Raw genomic sequence first — 24,306 nt, 5'->3', positions numbered from 1 at the left:
CCCGCCGCTCCGTTTGATCCGGCTCAACGATTGACGATTTCCTGCTCGACCACCGCGTCCAGCACCCACTGCAACGTCGACGCATCGGCCGGCGGATTCGGGTTGCGGACCTCGACCACGCGCAAGCGGTAACGCACGCCAGGCTGGAAGTTGAACCCCGTGATTTCGCCGTACCAGAGCTGCCAGGGCTGTCCGGCGCTGTCGCGCACCTGGTAGCACATGGCGCGGCCCGCGCCGGCGGTGCAAGGCACGCGCTCCGAATTCACGTAGACCAGCTTGGTCGGTCCCTGCTGGCCGCCTGCGATGGGATCGGTGCGGCGTCCGAAGTCCAGCCTGTCGCCAGAGCTGAGCACCCAGGTCATGCGCTGCGGATTGTTGGCGTTGTCCACCGACGTGGCGGTGATGCTGGTCAGCGCAGCCAGGAAATCCTGCTCCAGCTTCATGTTCTGCGGCGCGCAGGCCATCATGGTCGACACCGGGCGCCCCTGCACGATCAGCAGGCCATTGGCAACGGTATAGGAGCCGTTGTACTGGTTGCAGCCGGAGAAACCGGAAATGCGCGGCGCCCCCTGGTCATGGACGAAGCTCGCCGTAAGCGGGCGCGAATTGGAAGAGGGATGCGGAATCTGCCGCAAGCCGCCGCCGGGCAAGGTCCAGCGCGCCAGATCCCAGCTGGTCTGCGCCAGCATGTCGGAAGCGGAAGCGGGCTGAAAGCGCGGATCCTGGCCATCCGCGGCACGCTTGGGCGGCGCCGAGCAGGCGGCCAGGCCGATGGACAACAGGCAAGGCGCCAGCCAGCGCAAAGACGCGGGAAGGGGCATGAGGGTCTCCGAAAAAGCAAGGAATGCAGCGCCCGCGCAAGGCGGCGGGCCGGACCACGCCATTGTAGGCGCGGCCTGGCGCCGTTATTCGCGGCTTAACACTCTTTGATACGCGGTCCGCTGGCTACGTCAGGGGGTGGGCGGATCCTGGCGCCGCGCGAACTCCAGCACGTCGCCGCCGCGCAGATTGAAGGTCAGGTGCCGCGGCGCGCCGCCGTTGTCCAGCGTGAACGTGTCGATGGACGCCAGGCCGCGCAGATAGTCCGCTTCGAGGCGGGCGCGTTCCGGCGCGGGGCAGGCCATGCGCGTGGCGGCGGGCGCGTCGATGTAGAGCTTGCCGCCTTCGAGCTTGTAGGTGCCCATGTAGCGGTTGCAGCCGGAAAAGCCATTGACGCGATATTGCTTGCCTTGCGCCAGGAAGGTCAGGCGTACCGGTTCGCCGTTGTCGCCATGGGGAATGTCGCGCAGTGCGCCGCCCGCCTGCGTCCAGCGCACCAGTTCCCAACTGGTCTGGGCCAGCGAATCCGCGCTGCTCGCGGCGTTGGCCGCAGCTGCGCCTTGCGGGCGCGCGCCGCCAGTCGATCCGGCGCAACCGGCCAGGGCCGCGGCCAGCAGTGCCGGAGCAATCAAGCGGCAACGCGTGGACAAGAGCTTGAACATGTACGGGACTCCATCAATTACACATCCCTCGACTGTAACCGCCCTTTCGGTCCAGCACGCGTGTTCTAAGCCCATAAGCGGTATCCAAAAGCAGCACGGCAAATGCATGGCCACGCTCCAATTGCATGGCCTTGCTGCATCGAACGCCCCATGGCGGCGGCACACATCGACGCGCAGAATCAGTACAGATCGTCATCCGTGCCTGGCCGGCATGCAAGGCGCGGCAGCCGATCGCAACGACCGCAGGCGCAGGTGTCCGGCTCCTCACGGGGGCCAAAAATAAGATCAATCCGGGGGAGACACGGCGATGGGCTTTTTGAGAACCTTGTTGGCATTGTCGGTGGTGCTGGACCATCTGGGCGCAGGCGCCACCGATCATCTGGTGGGCGGCCGTCTCGCGGTACAGCTGTTCTACGTCATTTCGGGCTTCCTGATTTCCTATGTGCTCACCGCCACCGACCACTATCAAGGCGCGGTGGGCAAGTTCTATGCAAACCGCTTCCTGCGGCTGTTCCCGATCTATCTGGCCGTTGCGGCGCTGACGCTGGCCGCGCACGTGATGAGCGGCGGCGCATTCTTCCGCATCTACGACGCGCTGCCCTTCAGCGCCGAACTGTTCCTGGTGCTCTCCAACATTTTCATCATGGGCCAGGACTGGCTGATGTTCTTCGGCATCGAACATTCCGCGCTCAAGTTCACTGGCAACTTCGCGCACAGCGAAGTCCCGCTTTACGAAGGGCTGCTGGTGCCGCAGGCCTGGACGCTGGGCGTGGAGATGAGCTTCTACCTGGTCGCTCCCTTCATCCTGCATTCGCCGCGCCGGCTGCTCGCATTGCTGGCCGCATCGCTGGCGTTGCGCGGCGTGCTGATCGCCACCGGCATAGGCTTGGGCGACCCGTGGACGTATCGGTTCTTTCCGACCGAACTCGCCCTGTTCCTGCTCGGTTCGCTGTCGCACCAGGTGCTGTTGCCGCGCTATAAGGCCTGGACGCAACGGATCAAGCGCCTGCCGGAAATCGGCACGGCCGTGCTGGCGGTCTACTGTGTGCTGCATTTCTCGATCGCCATGAACCAGACCGTGCGCGACGGCCTGGCCGTGCTGCTGTTCGGGGCGCTGCTGCCGCTGGCCTTCCTGTTCCAGTCGCGCCACAGGCTCGACAAGGCGATCGGCGAGTTGAGCTACCCGATCTACATCTGCCATTCGCTGGTGATCATGTTCTTCAAGTGGCTGCTTGAAGAAGCGCATCTGGACCAGCCGCTGCTCTTCATGGCGCTGGTGATCACGAGCACCATCGCATTCTCGGCCCTGCTCAACAGCGTGATTGCGGATCCCATCGAGCGTCTGCGCAGCCGCCTGCGCACCGACGACCGCGATCCCGCGCCCGCGTCCGACACCCGGCGGCGCCCCGCTGGCGCGCCCGCGCAGCCCCTCGGGTCTATTCGCCGCGTGCCTTGATGTAGGCGGCCAGCACTTGTTCGATCTGCCGTTTTTCCTGGGAGCTCAGGCGCGCATAGGTGGCATAGGAGATGGATTCGAACGGCCAGGCGGCAGGGAGCGCCACACGCTCCGCGCCCGCCTGGATGACGCCCGGCTCCGGGTTCAGCATCGGCCCCTCGCCGGTGCTGAGCCACATGGGATTGACGCATAGCGCGCGGGTCAGCTTGATGAGCGCGTCGCTGGATGGCCGCCGGCGCTGCCCGCTCTCGTAGTTGCCGATAGCGCTCTGCGACAGGTTGCTTGCGACCGCCAAGTCCTTTTGAGTCCATCCCTGAAGCATTCTTGCGTTGCGCAGACGATGGCTAAACGTGTCCAATCGATCAACCTGAGACATTAATAAGAATTTATTTATTTGATTAAAACATCTCAATACTGGCGCCAAATAAACGGATTACACCCGAATTGCGGGGCTAATCCGTAAATCGCGCCACGTAGCCGACTGCGCGCGCTTCAAGCCTGTTCCAGGCGCCTCGAAGCGCGTCGATGCGCCATCAAAAAGACCATATCTATCATTGGCTTGCATTTGCCACATCGGTATTGCCGCGCAGCTGCATCCCCTGTCATGCAAGCGTGCCGCGGCGGCAAGAGCGTGGCGAGTTTAGGGCGTTTCACGTATTCAAAATCGAAAATAATGTATCGGCGATACATAATGCGTTAACACCCGCTTCCCAAAACAAACAGTATTTCAAGCGTTTCCATAGCGCTGCCCCTGCGCTTTCTGTTACTGTCAGAAACTACAGAAACGTATCTTCACAAAAAAACACGCCCGTGTTTAAATGAAACACGGGCGTGACTTCCAAGCAGCATCGAAGCATGGGCGGCCATCGGCGTAAGCACGAAACCAGGGGCAATCCCCCCGGCCTCGCGCCCATCCGAACAACACCGCCCGGCGCTCTCGCGCCTCGGCGCGCAGCACAGGGAGACGGGTATGACACGCAGCGCCCCGCCTAGGCATCAGGCACAGCCGCCCAGGCCTGTCTCCTCATTGGAAGCATCAATGAACAACACGCTGGATGTCATATTTCTGGGCCACGACGACGCCAGGCATGCCGGACTCATCGAAGCCCTTTCGCACCTGGGTTTCAATGTGCGCCGCTGCCATGACCTGGCCGACGTCTACGACAGATACTCGCGCCGCCCCTGCCCGCTGGTGGTGCTGAAAGCGCCCCTGCCCGACATCCACAATGCCGCCGTCCGGCTGCGCGCCGTGGACCGAGGCCTGGGCATTGTCGCCATTGCCGCATTCGCCGATGCCGAAAGCCGCATCCGTACGCTGCTCTGCGGCGCGGATGCCTGCCTGCCGCCGGACGTATCCGGGCTGGAGCTGGCGGCGGCGCTGCAGGCGCTGGTGCGCCGCGCCGTGGGCCTGGACGGCGCGGACGCCGCATCCGACGGACACACGCTGGATGAATCCATGCACGACACCTGGCGCCTTGCGAACAAGGGTTGGACCCTGATCAGCCCCACGGGCCGCACGCTGGGGCTGACCACCGGCGAGCGCGACTTCCTGTCACGGCTGGTCAACGCGCCCGACCGCAAGGTCAGCCGCGACGCCTTCTACGCGGACGGCGCGGACGAGGCCGACAGCGGCATCTCGCGGCGCCGCTTCGTGGACGTCATGATCAGCCGCTTGCGGCGCAAAGCGGCGGCCAACGAGATGACGCTGCCGATCCGCGCCGTGCATGGCTGGGGCTACATGTTCGCAGCGGACATCACGCTGGACCTGGAATTTCGGGTATCTGGGGAAGAAAGCCGCCTGGAGGCCCAGGGCGACTGGCGCCGAGAAACGGCGGACGCGAACGCGTCCATTTGAGGTCCGGCCCGCAACGGGCCAGGACGAAAAAAACGCGGCGCTGCCTCGAAAGGTAAGACGCCGCGCTAAAACAACACGTGAGCCTGGAGTCATCAGCCGGCACTGATGCCTACTACCTGGATCACGCGATTCCAACATTCGTGCCTCATACTGCTCACGTACGGCCAGACCGTGAACCTGGGCGGGGTCTCTAGTCCCTGCACAGGCTGCAACGTGATCAACGCCAGGCGATTCGTCCGTTTGCTAAAACAGCGGCCGTCCCGCCCTTATCAGCGGCGTTCCTCATGGATAGCCGCTTGATGCACGAAGTTTAGGACCTCGGGCAGGTTTGCAGTAATTCTTTGTTGATAGCCTTCCATACATATCTGGTATAGCGCGGCACGCCCCCTACAATGCCGCCAAAGGACTTGGGATCCGTTCCCGCCAAAGCCATGCCCACACTACCCGTTCCCCTCAAGCACCGCTTGCGCAAGCTGCTGGCGCTGTTTCCGCCCAACTGGTGCCTGGCCATCCTGGTGGCGCTGGACGGGTACGCCTTCATGCATCCGGTGCTGCGCGAGGTGCGGGCGCGCGAATACGGATTCTGGCTCGCCATCGACAACTGGCATGAGGTCATGCGCGTGGTGGGCCTGCTGGAGATACCGCGCCTGGTGTTAGGCGTGGGGCTGCAGGTCATCGCGCTGGGACTGATCCTCAAGGCGCGCATCGCCTGGGCGTTCTCGCTGGTGCTGCTGATCGGCGTGGGCACCTTCGCCATCATGGGAGACAGCGGCCGCGCCGGCCTGGGCATCTATACGCTGGTCCTGGTCATCGCGCTGATCGCCTACTGGCGCCGTTTCGACCGCGCCAGCGTGACCGCCGGCTCGCTGTTCGCCCTGGTCAGCATGCTGTCGCTGCTGATCTACGCGGTCTTCGGCACGCTCTATCTGGGCAACGAATTCAATCCGCCCATCACGGACGCCACCACCGCGCTCTACTTCTCCATCGTATCCATGTCCACGGTCGGTTATGGCGACATCACGCCGCACACCGGAACCGCGCGGCTGTTCACCGCGTCGATTATCATCCTGGGCATCACCATCTTCGCCACCTCCATCAGCGCGATCGCCGGGCCGGTGATCGGCGGCAATCTGAAACGGCTGGTCAAAGGCAGGTTCTCCACCGCCATGCGCAAAAATCACATCATCATCGCGGGCGCGACGCCCCTGGCCATGAGCGTTTACGACGGCCTGCGGCGCCGCGGCGACGAAGTCACCGTCATCGTGCCTCCTGGCGTGCCGCAGGAATATCCGGCGGCCACGGACCTGATCGAAGGCGACCCGTCCAGCGTGGATGTGCTGCACAACGCGGGCGTGACCCGCGCGCGCTACGTGCTGGCGCTGCGCGACGACGACGCCGAGAACGCCTTCATCGTGCTGGCCGCGAAAGAAGCTTGCGGCGAAAACGGCGCCAAGACGGTCGCGCTGGTCAACACCAGCAAGCACCTGGAGAAGATCCGCCGGGTGAATCCCGACCTGGTGTTCTCCGTGCAACTGCTGGGCGCCGAGCTGCTGGCCCGCGCCATCAACGGCGAGCCCATGGACAGCCAGAGCATCACCGACCTGTTCTTCGCCAAGGCCGCCCCCAACGGCAAAGCCGCCTGAAGACTACGCGTCGCCGGGCGGTTCATGCCCGGCGTACCAGCGCACGAACTCGGCCGAGGGCATCGGCCGCGCAAACAGATAGCCCTGGATGAACGCCACGCCGCGCGCCTTCAGATAGTCGAACTGATATGGCGTTTCCACGCCTTCCGCCACGACCGACAGCCCCAGACGGTGCGCCAGCGTGATGATGGCGTCCAGCACTGGCGCTTCCTCGCCCGCGGGCCCGATGGCCTGCACGAAGCCCTGGTCGACTTTCAGGTAGTCCACCGGAAATTTCTGCAGGTACGACAACGAACAGTGGCCGGTGCCGAAGTCGTCGATCGCCACGCGCAGGCCCTGGGCGCGCAAGGCATCGATGTTGCGCCGTGCCTGCCCGTTGTCCATGATCAGGCTGCGCTCGGTGATCTCCAGCACCACCAGCGGATGCCGCGCCGCGATCTTGGCCGCGAAGGCCTGGACGTCGGGCAGCAGCTCCACGCTGGATAAGTGTTCGGCCGCGATGTTCACGCCGATGTGGAAATCCGGCGGCGTGGGCCAGGTCCGCATGTCACGTTCGATCAGCGTGAGCAGATGCTGGGTCAGCGGAATGATCATGCCTTCGGCCTCGGCCTCGGCGATGAAGACGTCCGGGCGCACCGGCCCGATGCCCGGCCTCTCCCAGCGCATCAGCGCCTCCACGCCCTCGCAGCGGCCCGTGGCCTGCCCGTACACGGGCTGGTAGTGCACCAGGAACTCGCCAGCCCGCATGGCGCGGCGCAGGCGTTCCTTGAACGAACGCCTGCTGACCTGCAGCCGGTGCGTGGCCACGGCCAGGCCCAGCCCGAGCAGCAGCGCCACCGGCAGATACGTCGCCATGGACCGGGACCACGCGCGCACCAGGGTCTCTGGCGGCGCCAGGACGTTGACTCTCAGGCCCGTCGCGGTGGCATCGTCCTCGTCGCGCAGCGGCACCGCGCGCGCCGCCGCGCCGCCCCAGGAATCGCTGCGTATCGGCGCGCCGTTCCTGCCGACGACCAATTCCAGCTGCAGGTCGTCCATGGTGGCCACGGCATTCACCAGGTCCTGCACGTAGCGGCCATCCACCACCACGATGCCGCCATGGCCGTCGGCGCCGGACTTGCCTATGAGGATGGCCGGCCGCTCCGGCGCCAAGGGCGTGCCGGCCACCGAGATCTGCCAGTGGTCCGACACGATGTTGATTTTCCACTTGCTGAAATCGTCGAGCGAGGCGTCCACGGCGCCTACCGCCGATGAGCAGTAGACGCGCTGGTTACGTACCAGGACCAGGGAACGAAAATACGGATTCAAGGTGCCCCAGCGCTGCAGCATGGGCAGCACCTCGTCACAAGGCTTGCCCGCCTGTTCCGCCACCCGCCCCAGCATGTCCTGGGATTGGATGAGGATGCTCTCGGCCTGGGCGCGCACGATGCGCGCGGCGGTCTCGCCTTCGAGCCGCTGTGCGTTGTGCGCTTGCAGCCATGTCCAGCCAACACAGGCCAGGATGGGAAGCACCAAAGCCAGGGCCACTGGCAGATAACGCCAGGACGGTGTGTCGCCAGTCACTCCCGATGTCGCCATGTCACCTCGCCGCGTAGGTCGTGCATGGCCGCCGCGCGACCAACTCTGGATAGGACACCAAGCCGGGCGCAGCGTCAAGGAACTCCGGGGCCCTCCGTCACGCAGGGCTCTGGCGCAGAAGCTCGCAGATCAGCGCCACATGCGCCTGCCGCCGCTCGGGCAGGTCGATGCGCTCGTCAGGTCCCATCAGCGCAGACATGACCAGGGTATGAACGATGGGCGACAGCAGCAGCCAGGGATGCTTGAGCGCGACGCAATCGGCGCACAGGCCGCGGTCGCGCGCGCGCTCCAGCAGCCGCGCGATGTCGGTTTGATGCGCCTGCGCGGTCTCCTGCCGCCAGCGCGCGGCCAGGTGGGGCACGCGCCCGCTTTCGGCCAGCAGCAGCCGCATGGTGCTGATCATGGCCGCGTTTCCGAGGCTGACGTAGAGATGATTGACGATGCGTTCGGCCAGATGGCGCGGCGACTGGGCGCCATCCACCACCGCCTCGATGTCGAGCCGCGAGGGGCTGAGGTGGCGCGTCAGCAGGGCTTCGAACACCGCTTCCTTGCTGTCGAAATGCGCATAGAGCCCACCCTTGGACAGGCCAGCCCGCAGCGCGATGTCATCCATCCTGGCGCCGGCATAGCCCGCCTGCGAGAACTCCTGGAGCGCGGCATCGAGAATCTGCCCGATCCGCACCACCGGAGGAAGACGACGGCGCTGCATGACCATCCTTCTGCTCCCTGTATATGTGCAATTCATTAAAAACCGACCAGTCAGTCGCTACTTTGATTCTGATCAAGGAATGCGTAGCCGCCGCACTGCACAATATCTGCAAGCATGAACCCGGTATCGGGTCCGCCCCGAAGGCGGCGTCATAAGCCTGCCCAGGGACGCGCCCGGCCCCCGCGCTGGAGAGACCCCGCATGACACTCCGCCCGTTTCCGGCCACGATCGCCACGCGCCTCGTTCCCGCAGCCCTGCTGACGCTGCTGGCCAGCGGTTGCGTGTCCATGGCGCCCGACTACGAGCGTCCCGCGCTGCCCGTGCCTGCCGCCTATACAGCCCCGGGGCCCGAAGCGACCGCGGCCAACGCCGCAGCCGCCGCCGAAATCGGCTGGCGGACCTACTTCCCCGATCCAGCGCTGCAGACGCTGATATCCACCGCTCTGGACAACAACCGCGACCTGCGCCGCGCCCTGCTGCGCGTGGAAGAAGCGCGCGCGTTGTATGGCATCCAGCGCGCCGACCAGTTCCCCACCATAGGCGTGCAAGCGGATGGCTCCCGCGCCCGTGTACCGGGCGACCTGAACCTCACGGGACAGCCGCTGGTCTCCAGCCAATACCAGGTGGGCCTGGGCATGGCCAGCTGGGAGCTGGACTTCTGGGGCCGCGTGCGCAGCCTGAAGGACGCCGCCTTGCAGAATTACCTGGCCTCTGATGCGGCCGCGCGGGCCGCGACGCTGAGCCTGGTCGCCGAAGTGGCGGACAGCTACCTGTCCTTGCGCGAACTGGACGAGCGCCTGGCGCTGACCCGCGAGACCATCGCCTCGCGCGAAGAGTCGCTGCGCATCTTCCGCCGCCGCTTCGAGGAAGGCGCAATCTCCAAACTGGACCTGACCCAGGTCGAAACGCTGTGGCAGCAGGCCAAGGCGCTGGGCGCGGACCTGGAACAGACCCGCGCCGCCCAGGCCAGCGCGCTGGAGCTGCTGGCGGGCGCGCCGCTGAACCTGCCCAAGCTGCCCACGCGCCTGGACGACAACGCCGTCATGCGCGAGTTGCCGGCGGGCCTGCCCTCGGACCTGCTGGTCAACCGCCCCGACATCGTCGCCGCCGAACATCAGCTCCAGGCCGCCAACGCCAACATCGGCGCGGCCCGCGCCGCCTTCCTGCCGACCATCACCCTGACCGGCGCGTTCGGCACCGCCAGCAGCGAGTTGGACGGCCTGTTCTCGGGCGGCAGCCGCGCCTGGAACTTCGCGCCCAGCATCAGCCTGCCGATCTTCGACGGCGGCCGGCGCTCGGCCAACCTGGACCTGACCGAAGCGCGCCGCGACCAGGCCGTGGTCGCCTACGAACAGACCATACAGACCGCCTTCAAGGACGTGTCCGACGCGCTGTCCGCGCGCTACTGGCTGGCGGAACAGGTGGACGTGCTGCGCGCCACCGTGGCGGCGCAGAGCGAACGCGCCCGCCTCGCCCAACTGCGCTACGACCATGGCGCCTCGCCCTATCTGGAGGTGCTGGATGCGCAGCGCGATCTGCTGGCGGCCCAGCAGAAGCTCGCGCAGACGCGCCGCGCCCTGCTGTCCAGCCGCGTGCGGCTGTATGCGGCGCTGGGCGGCGGCACGCAAGCTCCGCCCGCTGCGCAGACCGCCTCCGCGCCAACCGCCAGCCCCCCTATAAACCAATAATCAAGGATCCCCGATGCGCCTGCCCACCCGAAAACTGGTCCCTGTCCTGATCGCCCTGGCGGTTGCCGCCGGCGGCTACTACGGCTGGCGGTTGCTGTCCGACAGCGGCCCGGGCGAGGGATTCATCAGCGGCAACGGCCGCATCGAAGCCACCGAAATCGACGTGGCTGCCAAGCTGGCCGGCCGGGTGCAGGAAGTGCTGGCGGTCGAAGGCGACTTCGTCGCCGCCGGCCAGCCGCTGGCGCGCATGCAGATCGACACTTTGCAGGCGCAGCGCGAGGAAGCGCGCGCCCAGCATCAGCAGGCCGTCAACGGCGCGGCCAGCGCCAGCGCGCAGGTCGCGCAACGCGAGAGCGACAAGCTGGCTGCAGAGGCCGTGGTGGTGCAACGCGAAAGCGAACTGGACGCCGCGCGCCGCCGCCTGGCCCGCTCTGAGACGCTGTCCAAGGAAGGCGCCTCGTCCATCCAGGAACTGGACGACGACCGCGCCCGCGTGCGCAGCGCACAGGCCTCGGTGCATGCCGCGCGTGCGCAGGTGAAGGCCGCGCAGGCCGCCATCGACGCCGCGCGCGCCGCCGAGGTCGGCGCGCAATCCGCAGTCACCGCCGCACAGGCCACCATCGCCCGCATCGAGGCCGACATAGCCGACAGCGAGCTGCGCGCCCCGCGCGACGGCCGTGTGCAGTACCGCGTGGCACAGCCTGGCGAAGTGCTGGGCGCTGGCGGCAAGGTGCTGAACATGGTGGACCTGGCCGATGTCTACATGACGTTCTTCCTGCCCGAGCAGGCGGCCGGCCGCGTGGCGCTGGGTCAGGACGTACGCATCATCCTCGACGCCGCGCCGCAATACGTCATCCCCGCCAAGGTCTCCTTCGTGGCCAGCACCGCGCAGTTCACGCCCAAGACGGTGGAGACCGCCAGCGAACGGCAGAAGCTGATGTTCCGCGTCAAGGCCCAGATCAGCCCCGAGCTGCTGCAGCGGCACTTGAAGCAGGTCAAGACGGGCCTGCCGGGCGTGGCCTGGCTGAAGCTCGATGCCGACGCGCAATGGCCCGCCAATCTTGAAGTCAAGGTGCCCTGATGACCTCCCCGGACACCGCGCCCGTGGTGACGCTGTCCGGCGTCAGCCTGCGCTACGGCAAGACGGTGGCGCTGGACGGCATCACCCTGGACATTCCCGCCGGCCGCATGGTCGGGCTGATCGGCCCGGACGGCGTCGGCAAGTCCAGCCTGCTGGCCCTGATCGCGGGTTCGCGCGCGGTGCAGGAAGGCAAGGTGGACGTGCTGGATGGCGACATGGCCAGCCGCCGGCACCGCGACGACGTGTGCCCGCGCATCGCCTATATGCCGCAGGGCCTGGGCAAGAATCTCTATCCCACCCTGTCGGTCGAAGAGAACCTGCAGTTCTTCGGCCGCCTGTTCGGCCATGACGAAGCCGAGCGCCGCCGCCGCATCGACAGCCTGACTCGCAGCACCGGCATGTCGGCCTTCCTGTCGCGCCCGGCCGGCAAGCTGTCCGGCGGCATGAAGCAGAAGCTGGGTCTGTGCTGCGCCCTGATCCACGACCCCGACCTGCTGATCCTGGACGAGCCCACCACCGGCGTGGATCCGCTGGCGCGCGCGCAGTTCTGGGACCTGATCAACGAGATCCGCCGCGAGCGCAGCGGCATGAGCGTGATCGTGGCCACGGCCTACATGGACGAGGCGCAGCGCTTCGACTGGCTGATCGCCATGGACGAAGGCCGTGTGCTGGCCACCGGCACGCCCGCCGAACTGCAGCAGCGCACCGGCGCGGACTCGCTGGAAGCCGCCTTCATCTCCTTGCTGCCGGAAGAAAAGAAGCGCGGCCACAAGCCGGTGGAGATCGTGCCGCTGGCCATCGACCAAGACGCCGAGATCGCCATCGAGGCGCGCGACCTGACCATGCGCTTCGGCGATTTCGTCGCCGTGGACCACGTCAACTTCCGCATCCGCAAGGGCGAGATCTTCGGTTTCCTGGGTTCCAACGGCTGCGGCAAGTCCACCACCATGAAAATGCTGACCGGCCTGCTGCCGGCAAGCGAAGGACAGGCCTGGCTATTTGGCGCCGAGGTCGATCCGCGCAACATCGATACCCGCCGCCGCGTGGGCTACATGTCGCAGGCGTTCTCGCTGTATGGCGAACTGACCGTAATGCAGAACCTGGTGCTGCACGCGCGCCTGTTCCACGTTCCGGAGGCCGAGATTCCGGCGCGCGTGGACGAGATGGTGCGGCGCTTCGACCTGGGCGAAGTGCTGGACACCTTGCCCGAGAATCTGCCCATGGGCGTGCGCCAGCGCCTGTCGCTGGCGGTGGCCATGGTGCACAAGCCCGAACTGCTGATCCTGGATGAACCGACCTCGGGCGTGGACCCCGTCGCGCGAGACAACTTCTGGCGCCTGCTGATCGCGCTGGCGCGCCAGGACCAGGTCACCATCTTCATTTCCACGCACTTCATGAACGAGGCCCAGCGCTGCGACCGCATGTCGCTGATGCATGCGGGCAAGGTGCTGGTCAGCGCGTCGCCCGACGAGATCACGCGCATGCGCGGCGCGCAGACGCTGGAGGAAGCCTTCATCGCCTACCTGATCGACGCGGGCGCCGGCACCAAACCAGAAGACGCCGACGCGCAAGCCGCTCCCCCCTTGGCGTCCGCCTCCGCCGAAACGCCGGAACACCGCGGCTTCAGCCTGCAGCGCATGCTGAGCTACATGTGGCGCGAATCGCTGGAACTGCGCCGCGACCCGGTGCGCGCCACGCTGGCCCTGGCCGGTTCGCTCTTGCTGATGTTCGTGATGGGCTTTGGCATCAGCATGGACGTGGAGGACCTGCGCTATGCGGTCATGGACCGCGACCAGACCGGCCTGAGCCACAACTACAGTCTGAACCTGGCGGGCTCGCGCTACTTCATCGAACATCCGCCCATTTCCAGCTACGAGGAGATGGACGCGCGCATGCGCAGCGGCGAGCTGTCGCTGGCCATCGAGATACCGCAAGGCTTTGCGCGCGACGCGGAGCGCGGCAACGGCGCGCAGATCGGCGTCTGGATCGACGGCGCCATGCCGCAGCGCGCCGAGACCATCCGCGGCTATGTGCTGGGCATGCACCAGGGCTGGCTGATGCAGCAGGCGCGCGAACGCCTGGGCTCGGACGCGACCCTGCCGGTCAGCATAGAGACGCGCTTCCGCTACAACCCGGATGTGCGCAGCCTCCCCGCCATGGTGCCCGCCGTGATCCCGCTGCTGCTCCTGATGATGCCGGCGATGCTGACGGCGCTGGCGGTGGTGCGCGAAAAGGAGCTGGGTTCCATCATCAATCTGTACGTCACGCCCGTGACACGGCTGGAATTCCTGCTGGGCAAGCAGGCGCCCTACGTGGCGCTGGCCATGCTGAATTTCCTGCTGATGACGCTGCTGGCCGTGACGCTGTTCGGCGTGCCCATCACCGGCAGCTTCCTGACCCTGCTTGCCGCCGCGCTGATCTACAACGTGGTGGCCACCGCCATCGGCCTGTTGGCCTCCACGTTCACCCGCAGCCAGATCGCGGCGCTGTTCTTCACCATGATAGGCACCCTGGTGCCCGCGGTGCAGTTCGCCGGCCTGCTCAACCCGGTTTCGTCGCTGGAAGGCGCCGGCCGCCTGATCGGACAGGTCTACCCCGCCACGCACATGCTGACCATCAGCCGCGGCGTCTTCAGCAAGGCCCTGGACTTCTCCAATCTGCAAGGCTCGTTCTGGCCGCTGCTGATCGCCATTCCCGTCATCCTGGGCGCCTCGGCGCTGCTGCTGAAGAAACAGGAGACCTGAGATGCGGCACCTGGCCAATATCTACCGCCTGGGCGTGAAGGAGCTGTGGAGCCTGGCGCGCGACCCGATGATGCTGATCCTGATCCTCGTGTCGTTCACGCTGATGATCTACACCGCCGCCACGGCCGTGCCGGAAACCTTGCACAACGCTCCCATCGCCGTGGTCGACGAGGACGTCTCGCCCCTGTCCGCGCGCATCACGTCGGCCTTCTATCCCCCGCACTTCACACCGCCGGAAGTAACGACTTCGGCCGAGGCCGATGCCGGCATGGACGCGGGGCGCTACACCTTCTCGGTCAACATTCCGCCCAATTTCCAGCGCGACGTGCTGGCTGGCCGGCCCGCTGAAATCCAGCTCAACGTGGACGCGACCCGCATGAGCCAGGCGTTCACGGGCAGCAGCTACATCCAGCAGATCATCAGCGACGAGATCAACGAGTTCGTCAAACGCTACCGCGCGCCCACCGAACTGCCGGTGGAGCTGGCGGTGCGCATGCGCTTCAACCCCAATCTGACCCAGGCCTGGTTCGGCGCGCTGATGGAGATCATCAACAACGTCACCATGCTGTCCATCATCCTGACCGGCGCCGCGCTGATCCGCGAACGCGAGCACGGCACCATCGAGCACCTGCTGGTCATGCCGGTGACGCCGACCGAGATCATGGTCGCGAAGGTCTGGTCGATGGGGCTGGTGGTGTTGGCATCTGCTGGGCTATCGTTGACTTTCGTGGTACGCGGCTTGCTGCAAGTGCCGATCGAAGGATCGGTGGCGCTGTTCCTGGTCGGGGCGGCGCTGCACCTGTTCGCGACGACCTCTATGGGCATATTCATGGCCACGCTTGCGCGCAGCATGCCGCAGTTCGGCATGTTGCTTGTACTAGTGCTGCTGCCCCTGCAAATGCTGTCGGGCGGCACCACGCCGCGCGAAAGCATGCCGCAGTTCGTGCAGGACATCATGCTGGCCGCTCCCACCACCCACTTCGTGGAACTCGGCCAGGCCATTCTCTACCGCGGCGCGGGCTTGAGCGTCGTGTGGCAACCCTTCCTGGCGCTGGCGCTCATAGGCTCGGTCCTGTTCGCGTTCTCGCTGGCGCGCTTTCGCAAGACCCTCAGCCAGATGGCTTGAGGCCTGTGTGTTCGTTACCCCTTACCACTCTCTTAAAAGGACGGATGATGAAGAAAACCACTGCCTCCACGCCTCAGGGCCTTGCCAGCGCCAATGCCGCCTATTGCCAGCGCATGGCGCAGCTTGCGCAGGAAAGCCAGCAGCGCTGGGTTGAACTGGGCCGCCGCCTGGCCGGCGGCAACGCGGAACAATACCTGGCCGCACTGGCGCCCTTGCAACAATCCGGCAACTGGCAAGAGATCGCGCCCGCGCTGGGCGAAATGACGCGCAAGCAATGGCAAAGCCAGCTTGAAGCCAGCCAGGCCATCACCCACGCGCTGCTCGAAGAACAGGCCACCCTGGCCGCCGGCATGAGCGAAGCAATGCGAGGCTGGCTGAAGCAGGCCACCGGCGGCGCCATGGGCATCGAAGACACCCCCATGGCGCAGATCTGGAAGACGCTGTCGAACCAGATGGCGTCGGCGTGCTCGGCCATGCGCGACGCAAGCCAACCGGGATCCCATCATGACGGCTGAACGCACTGCGCTCGTCACAGGCGGGGCCGGCTGCCTCGGGCAAGCCATCGCGCGCGCCCTGCACGATGCCGGCCACCAGGTCATCATCACCTACCACTCCAGCGAAGACGCCGCGCGGGCGTGGGTGGACGCGGAGGCGGCCCAGGGCCGCCGCTACGCCATGTACAGGGTGGACGTGGCCGATTACGACTCGTGCCAGGCGCTGGCGCGGCGCCTGGAGGAAGACGGCCGCCAGATCGACATCCTGATCAACAACGCCGGCCTTACCCGCGATGCCAGCCTGCGCAAGATGAGTCACGAAAACTGGACGGACGTGCTGCGCGGCAACCTGGACTCCATGTTCAACATGACGCAGCCGCTATGCGGCGCCATGGCCGACCGGGGCTGGGGCCGCATCGTCAACATCTCGTCCGTCAACGGCAGCAAGGGGTCGTTTGGCCAGACCAACTATGCGGCCTCCAAGGCCGGCATCCACGGCTTCACCAAATCCCTGGCGCTGGAGCTGGCCAGGAAAGGCGTGACGGTGAACACCGTATCGCCGGGCTACCTGGCGACGCGCATGGTGGAGGCCGTGCCCGAAGAGGTGTTGAAGGAGAAGATCCTGCCGCAGATCCCGCTGGGCCGGCTCGGCCGCCCGGAAGAGATCGGCGCGCTGGTCGCCTTCATCTGCAGCGATGCCGCGGCGTTCATGACCGGTAGCAATGTCGCCATGAACGGCGGCCAGCACATGTGTTGATGCGGCTAGGGGCCGCCGCGGCTCATTCCCGCGGCGCGCCCAGTTCTTCCAGCAGGAAGTCGACGAAGGCGCGCACCTTGGCCACCATGTGGCGGCGCGAGGGATACACCGCATACACGTAGGTCTCGTCGGGTTTCCAATCCTGCAGCACCGCCTGCAGCGCGCCGCTGTCCAGGTCCTGCTGCACGTACACGCGCGGCACCAGGCTGACGCCAAAACCGGCGCGCAGCGCATCGCGCACCGCCAGGCTGGAACTCACCCTGTAGCGGCCCCGCACCGGGACGCGTTCGGTCTCCCCCGCGCGCTTGAAGGTCCATTCGTCCGAGTGGCCAGACAAGGTGAACTGCACGCGCTCCATGTTGCGCAGCGCCAGCGGCGAGGCCGGCACGCCATGGCGCTCGAAGTAGGCCGGCGCGCCGCAGAGCACGTGGTCCAGCGTCATCAGCTTGCGCGCCACCAGGCTGGAATCCTCCAGCCGGTCGGTGCCGCGGATAGCCAGGTCGTAGCCTTCCTTGACGATGTCGATGCGGCGGTCCTCCAGGTTGAGGTCCAGCGATACCTGCGGATAGCGCTCCAGGAAGCGCGGCATGGCGGCGGACAGCCGGACCAGGCTCAGCGACATGGGCGCGCTGACCCGCAAGGTGCCCGACGGCGCCTGCTGCAAGGGCCCCAGCGATTGCTCGGCTTCGCTCAGGTCGTCCAGGATGCGCGCCACCTGTTCGTAGTAGCGCGCGCCGGCTTCGGTCAGGCTCATGCGGCGGGTGGTGCGGTTGAGCAGGCGCGCCGCCAGGTGGGTTTCCAGTTCGGCGATGTTCTTGCTGACCGCGGCGGGCGACAGGTCCATCTGCCGCGACGCGGCTGCGAAGCCGCCCCGCTCCACCACTTGCCTGAACACCCTCAGCGCCGTCAGATGATCCATAGATTATTCACTATTGGTGAATGATATTGCCATTGAATTGGATATTATCGCCAAACAAGGATTCAATTAGCCTGTGGACATGGAGACGGCGCGCATATGGCGAGCCGGCAATCTCAGCAAATCCCAAGGATGGCAGCCATGAACCACGCCCTGACCGACGCAATCGCGCAACGCGTTTCCGCCAACTTCTTCGATCCCGCCCGCGGCGTGGACGACGACATCATCCGTACCCTGGTCTCCTGGGCCACCCGCGCGCCCACCGCCTTCAATCTGCAGAACTGGCGCTTCATCGCCGTGCGCAGCCAGGAGGGCAAGCGCCGGCTGCGCGAGTTGGCGTGGAACCAGCCCAAGGTGAGCGAATCTGCGGTGACCTTCATCGTGCTGGGCGTGCTGCCCCAGGCCGCCTGGATGGCCGACCGCCTGCAACCGTCCGTGGACGCGGGCTTCATGCCCGCGGCCATGGTGCCATCCTGGGAAGCCGCGGCGAGCCGCCTCTATGCCGACTCGCCGCAGACGCAGCGCGACGAGGCCGTGCGCAGCGCCACCTTCGGCGCCTCCACCTTGATGCTGGCAGGACAAGCCCAAGGCCTGGCCGCCAGCCCGATGACCGGCTTTGACGCCGCCGGCGTGGCCCAGGCCTTCGGCTTGCGCCAGGAGGAGGTGCCGGTCATGCTGGTCGCCATGGGCTACGCGCAGGAAGGCAATTGGCCGCAGAAGCCGCGCCGCCCCGTCCACGACGTACTTGAACTTGCCTGAGCTAGCCGGAGCATGACAATGAACCGCGGTTCCGATCTGCTGTTGACTGCCCTGGCGCCCGCCATCTGGGGCAGCACCTACGTCGTCACCACCCTGATGCTGCCGCAGGACTATCCGCTGACGGTCGCCATGCTGCGCGCGCTGCCGGCCGGCTTCCTGCTGCTGCTGATCGTGCGCCAACTGCCGCAAGGCATCTGGTGGCTGCGCGCCTTCATCCTGGGCGCGCTGAACTTTTCCGTTTTCTGGGCTCTGCTGTTCGTGGCGGCCTACCGCCTGCCGGGCGGCGTGGCCGCCACGCTGGGCGCGGTCCAGCCGCTGGTGGTGATACTGCTGGCACGCAGCCTGCTGGGCACACCCGTACGCGGCCTGTCGGTGCTGGCGGCGCTGGGCGGCCTGGGCGGAGTGGCGCTGCTGGTGCTGACGCCCAAGGCCGCGCTGGACCCGGTAGGCATTGCGGCCGGGCTGATCAGCGCCGCGTCGATGGCCCTGGGCACGGTGCTCAGCCGCCGCTGGCAGCCGCCTGTATCAGCGCTCACCTTCACATCGTGGCAGCTGACGGCGGGCGGCATCCTGCTGGCGCCGCTGGCCTTCGCCGCCGAGCCCGCCCTGCCGCCGCTCACGGCGCTTAACGTGGCCGGCATCGCCTACCTGGGTTTGATTGGCGCGGCGCTGACCTATGTGCTCTGGTTCCGGGGCGTAGCGCGGCTGGAGCCTGCGGTGGTCTCCTCGCTGGGCTTTCTCAGCCCCATTACCGCCGTGCTGCTGGGCTGGGGCATGCTGGGCCAGCAGCTGAGCGCCGCGCAGATCGCCGGCATGGTGATCGTGGTCGCCAGCGTGTGGCTGAGCCAGCGCGCCCAGCGTGCGGCCGCCGTCGCGCCAGCCCCGCGTCCGCTGTAACGGCACTGGCGCCGCCGCAAATAGTTGTGGCGGCGCCGTCCTGGCCGGCGCATGATCGTTGCTCCATCCCGAGGAAGGAGCCACATCATGAGCAGCAAACCCAGCATCATTCTTGTGCACGGTTTCTGGGGCGGCGCCGCCCACTGGAGCCGCGTCATCCTGGAACTGGCGCGCAAGGGCTATCAAGACCTGCACGCCGTCGACATGCCGCTGGCCTCCCTGGCCGGCGACGCCGAACGCACGCGCAAAATGATCGCGCAGCAGAAGGGCCCCGTGCTGCTGGTGGGCCATTCGTACGGCGGCGCGGTCATTACCGAAGCCGGCAACCAGCCCAACGTGGCCGGCCTGGTGTACATCGCCGCCTTCGCCCCGGACGCGGGAGAAAGCCCGGGCGGCATCACACAAGAAATGCTGCCCGCGGCCGCGCCCAACCTGGCGCCCGACAGCGACGGCTACCTCTGGCTGCGCGCCGACAAGTTCCATGAGAGCTTCTGCCAGGACCTGTCCGCCGACGAGGGCCTGGTCATGGCCGTCACGCAAAAGGCGCCCCTGGCCAGCGCCTTCGGCGAAACGGTGTCCGTCCCCGCATGGCGCAGCAAGCCGTCCTGGTACCAGATATCCAGCCAGGACCGGATGATCGCCCCCGAAAACCAGACGCGCATGGCCGCGCGCCTGAACACCCGCAAGACCATCACGCTGGACGCCAGCCACGCATCGCTTGCGTCGCGCGCCGCCGAGGTGGCCGGCCTGATCGACGAAGCGGCGCGCGCCTGCGCATCCTAGGCGCCGGCCTGGCGGGCTGCGCACTCAAAACCAGCGTATCAGGGGACGCACCCGCCTTTCTGTGCTGCTTTTTTTGTAACTTCATCGTCTTCGCAAGACTTGCAGCACAGATGTTTTCCCTATGGAAAGCCCATTTTCTTCCGGCAATCCATCCAAACTGATCCGCTTTTTTATTCATGCTCTGAATCTGTACTGATCCAGGCTGCGGCTCTAACTTCACGGTGTAGGTCAAACACCCGTCAGCGCACGCCGTCTTGTGGCGGTTGAGGCGCGCTGGCGAAGAAGTCAGGAATACCGCCATGGATAGCGACGCGCTATTGCTTGCCCGAATACAGTTCGGCTTCACCATCTCGTTTCACATCATCTTCCCCGCCATCACCATCGGCCTGGCCAGCTATCTCGCCGTGCTGGAAGGCCTGTGGCTGCGCACGCGCAACACCGTCTACCGCGACCTCTACCATTTCTGGACCAAGATCTTTGCCGTCAACTTCGGGATGGGCGTGGTGTCCGGCCTCGTGATGGCGTATCAGTTCGGCACCAACTGGAGCTTCTTCTCCGATTTCGCCGGCAGCGTGACCGGGCCCTTGCTGGCCTATGAAGTGCTGACCGCCTTCTTCCTGGAAGCCGGCTTCCTGGGCGTGATGCTGTTCGGCTGGTCGCGCGTCGGGCCGGGCCTGCATTTCTTCTCGACCGTGATGGTGGCGCTGGGCACGCTGGTGTCCGCCACCTGGATCCTGGCCTCCAACAGCTGGATGCAGACGCCCGCCGGCTATGAAATCCTGGACGGCCGCGTGGTGCCCACGGACTGGCTGGCCGTGATCTTCAATCCGTCCTTCCCCTACCGCCTGGCGCACATGGGCATCGCCGCGTTCCTGGCGACCGCGCTGATGGTGGGCGCATCCGGCGCCTGGCACATGTTGCGCGGCGACCGCAGCCCCGCCGTGAAGAAGATGTTCGGGATGGCCATGGGCATGCTGCTGCTGGTGGCCCCGCTGCAAGCCGTGGTGGGCGACTTCCATGGCCTGAACACGCTCAAGCACCAGCCCGCCAAGATCGCGGCCATCGAAGGCCATTGGGAAAACGAGCCTGGCGCTGGCGTGCCGCTGACACTGTTCGGCATCCCCGACATGGAGCGCGAGGAAACGCGCTACGCGGTCAACATTCCGCGCCTGGGCAGCCTGATCCTCACGCATAGCTGGGACGGCCAGTTCCCGGGTCTGAAGTCCTATCCGCCCGAAGACCGTCCCAATGCCACGGCCGTGTTCTGGTCGTTCCGCGTGATGGCGGGCCTGGGCATGCTGATGATCGCGCTCGCCCTCTGGGCCGCGTGGTCGCGCTGGCGTGGCCGGCTGTACGAATCGCGCTGGTTGCACCGGTTTGCGCTGTGGATGGGACCTTCCGGGCTGATCGCCATCCTGGCCGGCTGGTACGTGACGGAAATCGGCCGCCAGCCCTGGGTGGTGTACGGCGTCATGCGCACCGCCGACGCGGCCACGCCGCACGGACTGGGCGAACTGACGCTGACGCTGGCGCTGTTCGTGGTGGTGTACCTGCTGGTGTTCGGCGCCGGCGTCTCGTACATGCTGCGCCTGATCCGCATGGGCCCCAGCCCCGCCCCCGGCCACGCGCCGCTGTCGGGCGGCCCGGGGGAACCGCGCCAGCCCTCGCGGCCGCTGTCGGCCGCCTCCACCCTGGCGGGCATCGAGCCCGCGCAACGCAAGCATTCGGGAGTCTGAGGCCATGGGCATCGACCTTGCACTGGTATGGGCCGTCATCATCCTGTTCGGCGTGATGATGTACGTGATCATGGATGGCTTCGATCTGGGCATCGGCATCCTCTTTCCGCTGATCTCCGATCGCGAGGAACGCGACGTCATGGTCAACACCGTGGCGCCCGTGTGGGACGGCAACGAGACCTGGCTGGTACTGGGCGGCGCCGGCCTGATGGCCGCGTTCCCGCTGGCCTACTCAGTGATCCTGAGCGCGCTGCACCTGCCGCTGGTATTCATGCTGCTGGGCCTGATCTTCCGCGGCGTGGCGTTCGAATTCCGCTTCAAGGCGGACGAGCATCACCGCCCGCTGTGGGACCGCGCCTTTGTGCTCGGTTCCGTGTGCGCCACGTTCTTCCAGGGCGTGACGCTGGGCGCCTACATCGAAGGCATCCCGGTCGTGGACCGCGCCTATCAAGGCGGCGCCTGGGACTGGATCAGCCCGTTCTCGCTCTTCACCGGGGCGGGGCTGGTGGTGGCTTACGCGCTGCTCGGCTGCACCTGGCTCATCATGAAGACCGAAGGCCGCCTGCATCGCCACATGTGCGACATCGCCCGTCCGCTCACGCTGCTGCTGCTGGCCGTGATCGCGGCGCTCAGCGTCTGGACGCCGCTGGCGCAGCCGCAGATCGCGCAGCGCTGGTTCAGCCTGCCCAACATGTTCTGGTTCCTGCCCGTGCCGCTGCTGGTCGCCGTGACCGGCTTCGATCTCATCCGCCGCGTCAAGGGCATGCCCAACGCCGGCCCCTTCGTGCTGTCGCTGGCGCTGCTGTTCCTGGGGTACAGCGGCCTGGGCATCAGCATCTGGCCCGCCATCATCCCGCCTGACGTGTCCATCTGGACCGCATCCGCGCCGCCGCAAAGCCTGGGCTTCGCGCTGGTGGGAGCGCTGGCGATCATTCCGATTATCCTCATGTACACCGCCTGGTCGTACTACGTGTTCCGGGGCAAGGTGCGCCTTGGCGAGGAGTTCCACTGATGAACGGCTCCCAATCCTCCCTGCCCTCATGGCGCAGCCGCCTGCTCTGGCTGGCGATGATCTGGGCATGCAGTGTCGCGGCCCTGGGCGTGGCGGCCTATGCGCTGCGCCTGGTGATGAGATCCATCGGCATGTCGACCTGAACCCGCTCCAAACAAACGGACCCGCCCATGAAGCGCTATGAACGGCTGACAGAAGAAATCACCGCCTCGATCCGATCGGGCCTGCTGCAGGCGGGCGACCGCCTGCCCTCGGTGCGGCAGACCAGCGCCAGCCGCGGGGTCAGCCCGTCGACGGTGTTCAAGGCCTACTACCTGCTGGAAGCCCGCGGCCTGATCCGGGCGCGCGACCGCTCCGGCTATTACGTGCTGCGCGCGCCGCACGCCACGCTACCGGAGCTGGACGGATTGTCCAGCGCCAGCGCCGGACGCCATCCGGTGGACGTCAGCGACAACGTGCTGCAGGTGCTCAACGCCACCCTGCGCCGCGACATGCTGCCCTTCGGCTCGGCCTTTCCCAACCCGTCGCTGCTGCCCTACGGACGCCTGGCGAAGTTCATGGCAGCCACGGTGCAGCGCCTGGACCCCTGGGGCTCGATCGACGACCTCAGTCCGGGCGACGCGGCGCTGCGCCGCGCCATCGCGCTGCGCTACCTGGCCGACGGCATGTCGGTGCCGGTGGACGACATCATCATCACCAACGGCGCGCTGGACGCGCTGAACCTGAGCCTGGCGGCGGTCACCGAGCCCGGCGACGCGGTCATCGTGGAATCCCCCACCTTCTACGCCGCGCTGCAATCGCTGGAGCGCAACCACCTGCACGCCATCGAAGTGGCCACGCATCCGCGCGAAGGCATAGACCTGCGGGCGCTGGAGCAGGCCATCCTGCGCCACCGCCCCAAAGCCTGCTGGCTCATGACCACCTTCCAGAACCCGCTGGGCAGCCTGATGCCCGACGACAAGAAGGAAGCGCTGGTGCGGTTGCTTGCGAGCCACGACGTGGCGTTGATCGAAGACGACGTCTACGGCGAGCTGTACTTCGGCGAGCAGCGTCCGCGCCCCGCCAAGGCCTACGATCGCGATGGCATCGTCATGCACTGCTCTTCGTTCTCCAAGACCCTGGCGCCGGGCTACCGCGTGGGCTGGGTGGCCGCCGGCCGCTACACGCGGCGCATCATGCGCAACAAGCTCACCACCAGCCTGGCCACCGCCGCGCCCACCCAGGCGGCCATCGCAGCCTATCTGGAAAAAGGCGGTTTCGACCGTCACCTGCGGCAATTCCGCCAGGCGCTGGCCCAGCAGCAAGGGGAACTGCTGCAAGCTATCGCCCGCTACTTCCCCAAGGGCACGCGCGCCACGCGACCGCTGGGCGGCTACTTCGTGTGGGTGGAGCTGCCGGCCCATATCGACACGCTCAAGGTGCACCGCGCCGCGCTGGGACACGGCATCAGCATCGCCCCGGGTCCGCTGTTTTCAGCGTCAGGCGCCTTCGGCAACTTCCTGAGGCTGAACGGCGGCCATCCCTGGAATCCCGAAATGGAGCAAGGCATGGCGACGCTGGGCAAGCTGCTGGCGGGCGGCTGATCCGCGAG

General features: G+C 66.5%; 22 protein-coding genes. 16 read left to right on the top strand and 6 right to left on the bottom strand.

From position 1 onward, the window contains the following. Window positions 1-23: 23 nt before the first annotated feature. Entirely contained in the window at window positions 24-821 is a 798-nt protein-coding gene (locus IB268_RS04750; RefSeq protein ID WP_054452005.1) for an META and DUF4377 domain-containing protein, read from the bottom strand. A 129-nt stretch (window positions 822-950) separates the two neighbouring features. After that, window positions 951-1,481 (bottom strand): META domain-containing protein, encoded by a 531-nt coding sequence (locus IB268_RS04745; RefSeq protein WP_192353908.1) that lies wholly within the window; start codon window positions 1,479-1,481, stop codon window positions 951-953. Window positions 1,482-1,788: 307 nt separating this feature from the next. On the opposite strand from IB268_RS04745, the gene IB268_RS04740 reads away from it, so the two are divergent. After that, window positions 1,789-2,937 carry an acyltransferase gene (locus tag IB268_RS04740; RefSeq protein ID WP_119450331.1) on the top strand — a complete coding sequence of 383 codons (1,149 nt, stop codon included), beginning with the start codon at window positions 1,789-1,791 and terminating at the stop codon, window positions 2,935-2,937. Here the strand turns inward: IB268_RS04740 and IB268_RS04735 are convergent. Continuing rightward, window positions 2,918-3,313, bottom strand: a complete 396-nt coding sequence (locus tag IB268_RS04735) for a helix-turn-helix domain-containing protein (RefSeq protein ID WP_119450332.1) — start codon at window positions 3,311-3,313, stop codon at window positions 2,918-2,920. The genes IB268_RS04740 and IB268_RS04735 overlap by 20 nt on opposite strands. A gap of 663 nt (window positions 3,314-3,976) precedes the next feature. Here IB268_RS04735 and IB268_RS04730 point away from each other — a divergent pair. Together IB268_RS04730 and kch are read left to right on the top strand one after the other, a co-directional pair. Next, on the top strand, window positions 3,977-4,792 hold the full coding sequence (locus tag IB268_RS04730; RefSeq protein WP_119450333.1) for a response regulator transcription factor: 816 nt from the start codon (window positions 3,977-3,979) through the stop codon (window positions 4,790-4,792). Between the two features lie 431 nt (window positions 4,793-5,223). Then, a complete protein-coding gene (gene kch, locus IB268_RS04725) occupies window positions 5,224-6,435 on the top strand; it encodes a voltage-gated potassium channel protein (RefSeq protein ID WP_054452010.1) in 1,212 nt (403 codons plus the stop codon). A 3-nt stretch (window positions 6,436-6,438) separates the two neighbouring features. Here the strand turns inward: kch and IB268_RS04720 are convergent, their stop codons facing one another. Next, window positions 6,439-8,013 carry a cyclic diguanylate phosphodiesterase gene (locus IB268_RS04720; protein ID WP_125470123.1) on the bottom strand — a complete coding sequence of 525 codons (1,575 nt, stop codon included), beginning with the start codon at window positions 8,011-8,013 and terminating at the stop codon, window positions 6,439-6,441. 97 nt (window positions 8,014-8,110) lie between these two features. After that, window positions 8,111-8,728, bottom strand: a complete 618-nt coding sequence (locus tag IB268_RS04715; protein WP_054452012.1) for a TetR/AcrR family transcriptional regulator — start codon at window positions 8,726-8,728, stop codon at window positions 8,111-8,113. A gap of 194 nt (window positions 8,729-8,922) precedes the next feature. Between IB268_RS04715 and IB268_RS04710 the strand changes: the two genes are divergently transcribed. From IB268_RS04710 to phbB, 6 genes are read left to right on the top strand one after another with little or no spacing between them, the layout of a single operon-like run. Beyond that, entirely contained in the window at window positions 8,923-10,410 is a 1,488-nt protein-coding gene (locus tag IB268_RS04710) for an efflux transporter outer membrane subunit (RefSeq protein ID WP_192353907.1), read from the top strand. A 13-nt stretch (window positions 10,411-10,423) separates the two neighbouring features. After that, window positions 10,424-11,491: an HlyD family secretion protein gene (locus tag IB268_RS04705; protein WP_054452014.1), complete on the top strand. Its 1,068-nt coding sequence runs from the start codon at window positions 10,424-10,426 to the stop codon at window positions 11,489-11,491. Continuing rightward, complete coding sequence (rbbA, locus tag IB268_RS04700; protein ID WP_192353906.1) at window positions 11,491-14,235, top strand: ribosome-associated ATPase/putative transporter RbbA; 2,745 nt, start codon at window positions 11,491-11,493, stop codon at window positions 14,233-14,235. The genes IB268_RS04705 and rbbA overlap by 1 nt, the downstream gene beginning before the upstream one ends. A gap of 1 nt (window position 14,236) precedes the next feature. After that, complete coding sequence (locus IB268_RS04695) at window positions 14,237-15,361, top strand: ABC transporter permease (protein WP_059371289.1); 1,125 nt, start codon at window positions 14,237-14,239, stop codon at window positions 15,359-15,361. A gap of 47 nt (window positions 15,362-15,408) precedes the next feature. Beyond that, window positions 15,409-15,876 (top strand): hypothetical protein, encoded by a 468-nt coding sequence (locus tag IB268_RS04690; RefSeq protein WP_082400836.1) that lies wholly within the window; start codon window positions 15,409-15,411, stop codon window positions 15,874-15,876. After that, the gene (gene phbB, locus IB268_RS04685) at window positions 15,866-16,612 is read left to right on the top strand and encodes an acetoacetyl-CoA reductase (protein ID WP_054452018.1); all 747 of its coding nucleotides are present in this window, start codon (window positions 15,866-15,868) and stop codon (window positions 16,610-16,612) included. The genes IB268_RS04690 and phbB overlap by 11 nt, the downstream gene beginning before the upstream one ends. A gap of 22 nt (window positions 16,613-16,634) precedes the next feature. Here phbB and IB268_RS04680 read toward each other — a convergent pair whose 3' ends face one another. Continuing rightward, window positions 16,635-17,531, bottom strand: coding sequence for a LysR family transcriptional regulator (locus tag IB268_RS04680; protein WP_192353905.1), 897 nt, complete (start codon window positions 17,529-17,531; stop codon window positions 16,635-16,637). A 138-nt stretch (window positions 17,532-17,669) separates the two neighbouring features. Here IB268_RS04680 and IB268_RS04675 point away from each other — a divergent pair, with 138 nt between their 5' ends. From IB268_RS04675 to IB268_RS04645, 7 genes are all read left to right on the top strand, one after another. Next, window positions 17,670-18,287: a nitroreductase family protein gene (locus IB268_RS04675; RefSeq protein WP_175161305.1), complete on the top strand. Its 618-nt coding sequence runs from the start codon at window positions 17,670-17,672 to the stop codon at window positions 18,285-18,287. Window positions 18,288-18,305: 18 nt separating this feature from the next. Further along, window positions 18,306-19,184 (top strand): EamA family transporter, encoded by an 879-nt coding sequence (locus tag IB268_RS04670; RefSeq protein ID WP_175180578.1) that lies wholly within the window; start codon window positions 18,306-18,308, stop codon window positions 19,182-19,184. Between the two features lie 87 nt (window positions 19,185-19,271). Next, window positions 19,272-19,967, top strand: coding sequence for an alpha/beta hydrolase (locus tag IB268_RS04665; RefSeq protein ID WP_119450340.1), 696 nt, complete (start codon window positions 19,272-19,274; stop codon window positions 19,965-19,967). 299 nt (window positions 19,968-20,266) lie between these two features. Continuing rightward, a complete protein-coding gene (locus tag IB268_RS04660) occupies window positions 20,267-21,703 on the top strand; it encodes a cytochrome ubiquinol oxidase subunit I (RefSeq protein WP_192353904.1) in 1,437 nt (478 codons plus the stop codon). Between the two features lie 4 nt (window positions 21,704-21,707). Further along, window positions 21,708-22,715, top strand: a complete 1,008-nt coding sequence (gene cydB, locus IB268_RS04655; protein WP_125470129.1) for a cytochrome d ubiquinol oxidase subunit II — start codon at window positions 21,708-21,710, stop codon at window positions 22,713-22,715. Then, on the top strand, window positions 22,715-22,858 hold the full coding sequence (locus IB268_RS04650; RefSeq protein WP_082400805.1) for a DUF2474 domain-containing protein: 144 nt from the start codon (window positions 22,715-22,717) through the stop codon (window positions 22,856-22,858). The genes cydB and IB268_RS04650 overlap by 1 nt, the downstream gene beginning before the upstream one ends. A 27-nt stretch (window positions 22,859-22,885) precedes the next feature. Further along, entirely contained in the window at window positions 22,886-24,298 is a 1,413-nt protein-coding gene (locus IB268_RS04645) for a PLP-dependent aminotransferase family protein (RefSeq protein ID WP_054452025.1), read from the top strand. Window positions 24,299-24,306: the final 8 nt, after the last annotated feature.

Origin of the sequence: Achromobacter sp. ACM01 (assembly GCF_014851745.1) — a bacterium.
Classification (GTDB): Bacteria; Pseudomonadota; Gammaproteobacteria; order Burkholderiales; family Burkholderiaceae_B; genus Achromobacter; species Achromobacter aegrifaciens.
This window is presented reverse-complemented; position numbering and strand designations above follow the sequence as displayed.